4 protein-coding genes are annotated in these 6,000 nt (G+C 57.5%); 2 read left to right on the top strand and 2 right to left on the bottom strand.

Going from position 1 to position 6,000, the window contains the following annotated elements; translation table 11 throughout:
• The first annotated feature begins 1,062 nt into the window (after window positions 1-1,062).
• Together AAF358_07955 and AAF358_07960 are read left to right on the top strand one after the other, a co-directional pair.
• A complete protein-coding gene (locus tag AAF358_07955) occupies window positions 1,063-1,650 on the top strand; it encodes an ECF-type sigma factor (protein ID MEM7705467.1) in 588 nt (195 codons plus the stop codon).
• Entirely contained in the window at window positions 1,650-3,986 is a 2,337-nt protein-coding gene (locus AAF358_07960) for a serine/threonine-protein kinase (protein ID MEM7705468.1), read from the top strand. Before AAF358_07955 ends, AAF358_07960 begins: the two co-directional genes overlap by 1 nt.
• Window positions 3,987-4,207: 221 nt before the next feature.
• On the opposite strand, the gene AAF358_07965 is transcribed toward AAF358_07960, so the two are convergent.
• Window positions 4,208-5,644 carry a hypothetical protein gene (locus AAF358_07965; GenBank protein MEM7705469.1) on the bottom strand — a complete coding sequence of 479 codons (1,437 nt, stop codon included), beginning with the start codon at window positions 5,642-5,644 and terminating at the stop codon, window positions 4,208-4,210.
• Window positions 5,607-6,000, bottom strand: a 394-nt coding sequence (locus tag AAF358_07970) for a hypothetical protein (protein ID MEM7705470.1), incomplete at its 5' end; no start/stop codon positions are given. The genes AAF358_07965 and AAF358_07970, both read right to left, overlap by 38 nt.

Raw genomic sequence — 6,000 nt, forward strand, 5'->3', positions numbered from 1 at the left:
AATCCGGGCCGAATGTCACGCAGTTGTTAAGGTTGCGGCCCGCGTCACTACACGCTGCGCGCGTAGTGACGCGGGCCAGAGTTGAGGTCGTCGTCTTCGCAAACCAGGGGTAAGTCTGACGAGTCACTGCGGTGAATCGAGGGAATCGAACTCAATCATCTGCGGAACGGCGAGCGGGCTAGCAGCCGCAAAACCTAGTGTGATTCGTTTGGGTGTCTAGATCGAACAGAAATCGGGGAGCGAGACCAACGCGACCGAACCAAGAAAGCTCAGCTAACGGGGGAAGCACATTTTGGTCGGGTAAGGGCCGGGCGACGGAGACTCAGCGAGCGGCAGATTTTGGTTGCCTAAGGTCCGCGTCCATCTTTTCTGTGTTGCGAAAACTGCGACGAAAAGCCCGGTAACGAGCCGATCGAGTTTTTTTCAGGTCTTTTAGGCGAGAAAAAACTCAGGGAAGGCGTTTACGGCGTTACTGTTCTCATTGAGAACAGGTGTATATCCTCCCGTCGTGGGATCGGGAACAGAAAAAGGGGAAGGGAGCGGTCGGACGACCACAAGGGAACGAGACTATATTGAAACCGATCTGGAGTCAATATGTTCAATTAAATCAGTTATTTAGCAGAATGCTAGAAACTCTTCCGGCGTTCAAGATGCCGCTGTCCTATGGGTCGTCAGCATCAAAAAAATCGGCGGCGCCACTGCACGATCTCTTTAAGGCTTGCGGGCCATCTTGGGTAGGAAAAACTCCGAAAACGTCTCACCGGACTTAGCGGTCTCAATGAGACCGGGTCCCTATTCCCCCGCTTGAGGGTCGTGACATGGGAAAAGGGAACGCGGTCGAACGACCACGACCTCTTTACAGTACATCGAAGCGTGTTTTGCTTCAATACCTTTAGAAAACAATTATTTAGCGAAATGCTAAATCACAACCATTGATTCGGACAGTTGAGTTGAGAGTTACTCTTCCTGTCTCCGCGTTTCCATCCTACGTCGCTCGCTGCAGCTAAGTTGAGATAGTCTTAGTCCGCTACTAGAAACGAAAGCGATCATAGGATCCACGCATTGAACGATATTGCGAGTCTAATTCGCCGCTGGCAGGCCGGCGACCAGCAGGCTGGTGAAGATCTTTGGAAGCAGGTATACGCCGAACTGCGGCAGATCGCAGGCCGTCAGTTTGTCGATGAACGTCCAGGTCACACGCTCCAGCCCACGGCATTGGTTAGCGAAGCGCTGGAACGCCTTTACCGACTGGACCAGATCCAGTGGCAGGACCGGGCTCACTTTGTCGCCATGGGCGCCCGAATCATGCGCGAAGTATTGATTGATCACGCTCGCCGTCGGGGCGCTGCAAAGCGGGACTGGGGGTATCGGGTAACCTTAACGGGACAGCTGTCTCCCGAGACTGGTGGTCAGCTGGATTTGCTGGATCTCGATGACGCCATGACTCGTCTAGCAAAAATTGATGCCACCAAATGCCAGCTTGTGGAGTTGCGGTTCTTTGGTGGCCTGACCAACGACGAAACCGCGGCGGTCCTGGAGATTTCGCCGACCACCGCCAAACGACAGTGGCAGGCCGCCCGGGCCTGGTTGTTTCGCCAGCTTAGCAGGCAAGGGGCCGAGGCAACGCAACTACCAGCAAGCCCTGGCTGATGGATCTGGAGCTGGAATCCGCGGCGCTGGCCCTCTTCGAGCATGGTCTTCAGACACAACCGGCCGACTTTCTCGCCTGGTTGGAACAACAGGGCGCCTCCCCGGCGATCAATCGCGCGGTGACCGAATTATTGAATGCTCACCAGCAATCGCAGGGTTTCTTGGCCCCTAAGGCCCCATTAGTCATGCCGGACCTGCTGGGGCCCTGGCGTCTGTTAGAACGTCTGTCCGAAGGCGGAATGGGTGCAGTGTTCCTGGCCCAAAGGGCCGACGACACCTATCAGCAGCGGGTGGCCATCAAGCTGATTCGGATGGAACAGGCGGCAGGCTCGCCCACAATTAAACGAAACCTGGTACAGCGCTTTGAGGCTGAGCGGCAAATTCTGGCGCGCCTCGACCATCCCAATATTGCCCGCATCCTGGACGGCGGGCAGACCTCTGATCAGGAGCCGTACTTGGTGATGGAATATGTGGACGGGCCTGACCTAGCCCGCTACGTGAGAACCCGCAAGCTAGGTTTGGAGGCGGTACTCCGTCTCATGATCAAGGTCATCGGTGCTGTGGCCGAAGCGCATCGAAACCTGATTGTGCACCGGGATCTCAAACCGGAGAACATTCTGGTAGCCGAAAGCGGGGAGCCCAAGCTGCTGGATTTTGGAATCGCGAAAATTCTTTCGGACGAGCTCACCGAACCCCGAACCTCGACAGTCACCGCTATGGGCGCCATGACGCCGGCTTACGCTAGCCCCGAGCAAGTCAGACTGGAACCGATTACCACCGCCAGCGACATCTATTCGCTGGGTGTATTGCTGTACGAACTGCTTAGCGGACAGCGGCCCTACGAGTTACGCGGACTCAACCCAGTGGATGCCCAGCGGATGGTCTGCGACACGGCACCGCCACGACCGAGTGTGGCTATCATGCGGACCCCTGCTGTTGATCGGGCCGCGCCTCCTCGCCGGCTGAAAGGTGAGCTGGACAAGATTGTTCTGAAGGCGATGCACAAGGACCCCCAGCATCGCTATGCCAGCGCTACAGCCTTCGCACAGGATCTGATGCAGTTTCTGGCCGGCCGCCCGGTGCAGGCCCGAGGGGATTCTCTGGCGTACCGACTGCGAAAATTTGTTGCCCGCAACAAGTTGGCCGTATTTTCGTCTGCCGCCGTCGTGCTAACGCTCGCGGGCGCAACCTGGAATACGTGGCGGCAGAACCAAGCTGTGGCTGATTCCGCCAGTTCGGCACAACAGATGAACGCGTTCTTGATTGATGTGCTGGCTAACGCCGACCCGTTCACTGCCGGCCGTGAAACCACCCTAAAAGAGGCTCTGTACGCAGCCGAAACTGAAATTGACCAGCGCTTTGCGGATCGCCCATTACTCGAAGCTGAGGTCAGGCACACGATTGGCTACGCAGCCCTGAGCCGCAACGACCTGGAGCAGGCTGAACGGTTGCTGAGTCGCGCCGATCAGCTTAGGCGGCAGGAGCTTCCGCCGGGAGCGCCGCAGCGCGCCGCCAGCAGCAACGCTCTGGCTTGGCTGAGTGTCAATCAAGGTAAATACGGCGCCGCCAGACAACGCTACCAGCAGACACTGGCGGACATAGAGCGCGCTGGGGGCACCGACGACAGGATTTATGTGACGGCGCTCAATGATTACGGGTTGATGCTGTTAACCCACGACGAGCAGCCGCAGCGTGCTCTTGAGTTGTTTGAGAAGGCGCGCCGATTCGCGCTGTCGCCTGGAAGCAAGACGCCAGAGACAGAGCTGTCTTCGATCATCAACAATCTCGCCAGAAGCAATGACCTCCTAGGCAATGTGGACGAGGCTCTTGCGCTTTATGAGGAGGGGTATGCACTTGCGGTCAAGGTATTGCCGCCTACCCACCCAAACCTTGCTTCCTACCTGAACAACCGAGGGCAGCTGGTCTTTAACAAGGGTCAACAGCGCGAAGGGCTTGAGCTGATGGAGGAATCTCTGGCCATGCGCCGGGTCAGTTTCTCGGGCGACCACCCTAGCGTCTGGCTGGGCTTGCTGAATTTGTCTACTTTGTCGGCTAAAGCGGAAAGATCGGATCGCGCGCTGACTCTGGCCCGGGAGGCGACAGCGATGGCTCGAAGGCTTTACCCCGAAGCGCATCTGAACTTGGCTATTTCTTTGATTCGCGAGTCCGCCAGGCTGCAGGAGTCAGGATCGGCGCAGGACTATGTAACCATGCTTAGCGAGGCAGAGATGATGCTCGAAGAACTTGAGGGCAACAACGACTATTGGCTGACGGAAATCACTGAGGTCCGGCAGGCAGCCGCGCCGGCCGAAGAAAAGAAACCCGTTAACCCATAGAGGTTGGGCATTCAGTTGGCCTCCAACGACTCCTTATTTCTCGCCAGCTTGGAAACGTTGTCCGGAGACTCCAGCTGATCTATGGCCCCGCGTAGGTCACACTGATTTGCAGCACGACCTTCGCCCTCACGCTCGAAAGTGTTGATAACGACATGGCACTGCTTGCCACGACGAGCGGCTTTTTGCACCACCCGGGCGTTGGATGAATCGTTGATTGACTGCTACCGGGTCACTTCTATCTCCCAGATCCAGCCAGAGCCGAATCGTTCCTCGAACCAGGACAAGCTGGTTTCCAGATCGCCACACCGACCGGATAACCCCAGTCGGCGATCTGCCTGTGTAAGTGGTACTCCGAAGCCCGTGTCAAAAGGCGGGGCACTGTTGGAGATTCGTGTCCCCCAGAAAAATGGGTCGTAACCGTTGTAGGCATTGAGCTGGAATCCCGTAGCACCCTGTACCACCGGCACTATGACCGTGGCATTAGCGCAGAACCCGCCGCCATCCCGGGGCTCCGTGTCGATGGTGTAAGTACCGAAAACGATGGTGGGATCCTGCTCAACACGCACCTCGGCGGTATCGCTGCCAATCAGGATATTGCTCAGGTAGACCTCCACCGTCACCGTGTCCGAACCCTGTTGACTGATGTCTCCGGTGTAGGTGACAGTTTCCCGATCCAGCAACAGCCCCTGGATCACATCAATGTTGCCAACGCTGCTTGTTGATGACCAAATGAACCGTGGATCAACACCATTGGTGCAGTCTTCCATCCTGTTGAGGGAGTCCTGTACCGAGCCGGTCAGGTCAATGCTGGCGCCAGGTTGCACGCTACTGACGCGCGGCGTGAGCTCGATCAGTGGCCCCTCGATTTGAGCTTCGGTGCTGGCATCGCCCAGCGGGCCGGATCTGCGCCCATCGAATCCCTCTGCGGTCACCGAAATTGGTACCGAGCCACTGCCGGCGGTAGCGAAGGGCGAAAACTCAATCATGGTTGACTCGGTAACCAGCTCGCTGAACGATGACTGGCCGCTGCCATCAGCAGCAATGAGTTGCCCGGTGTCAGGCGGTACGCGATATCGATACCGAACCGTCAAACCCTCTGTGTCGGCGTTGATGCCGGCCGTAAAGGCAGCGTTTTCTGAGCAGGTAGCGCGGCTTTGTTGCGCAGTTAGAAAGACGTCCGCTGGTGTGACAACAATATTCCAACGTTCGGCGGCGCTGGAGTTGCCGAAGGCGGCGCCGGCAACGGTAACGTCGATACCGGTCAGCGCTGCATCAATAATTCCCAACGCACGCAGCATGCCGCGCGCGCGCCGGAGATAACCCTCAAGATCATCAGCTTCCAGATTTCGCACATGAAGAGCCTCAAACAGTAGCTCGATCATTCGCTGCCGCATAGCGCCGCTCCCCAGCGCCGCACTGATACCGATCCGGGCAGCAGCCGCAAATTCGCCCTGGAGCAGCGCATTCTCAAAATCGGCATTGGCGATCAGGCCCAGCAGGTCCTGCACCAGCGCCGCACCGGCTGTGCTGCCGAGAACGGTATCGATTCGTTGCGACTCTCCGGGCAAGAGGACGTTGATGATCACCGGCAACACAAGATCACGAACGATGAAGTTGCGGTTAATACTGGTGGCCTTTTCCTGTTGTGCTGGTGACAACTCGTTGAATACGCCCGGTTGAAGGCCAGCGCCCACCACAACCACCTCGTACAGCATCGAAAACCACCTCGTACAGCATCGAATCAACGTCGTCCTCTAGCGGCAGGTATTGCCGCTCCGTAAGCGTCGGTGTGTAGGCGATGGGCAGAGCGTCATCCAGACCGACCAAAATCCGACCCGCGTCGGCAATCACCTGCGGCAGGGTCTGCAGGCCGGAGATGGCGTTGACGTCAAACTGGTCTGACAGGGATGGACAATTGCTGTTGGAACCAGCCGCGACATTACCGCCGCCAATGTTGCAGCTTACTCGTTCCAGGTAGGCAAATGCCGGACGCCTCAAATCGTTCTGGACCACC

This window comes from Pseudomonadota bacterium (assembly GCA_039033415.1).
Lineage (GTDB): Bacteria > Pseudomonadota > Gammaproteobacteria > Xanthomonadales > SZUA-38 > JANQOZ01.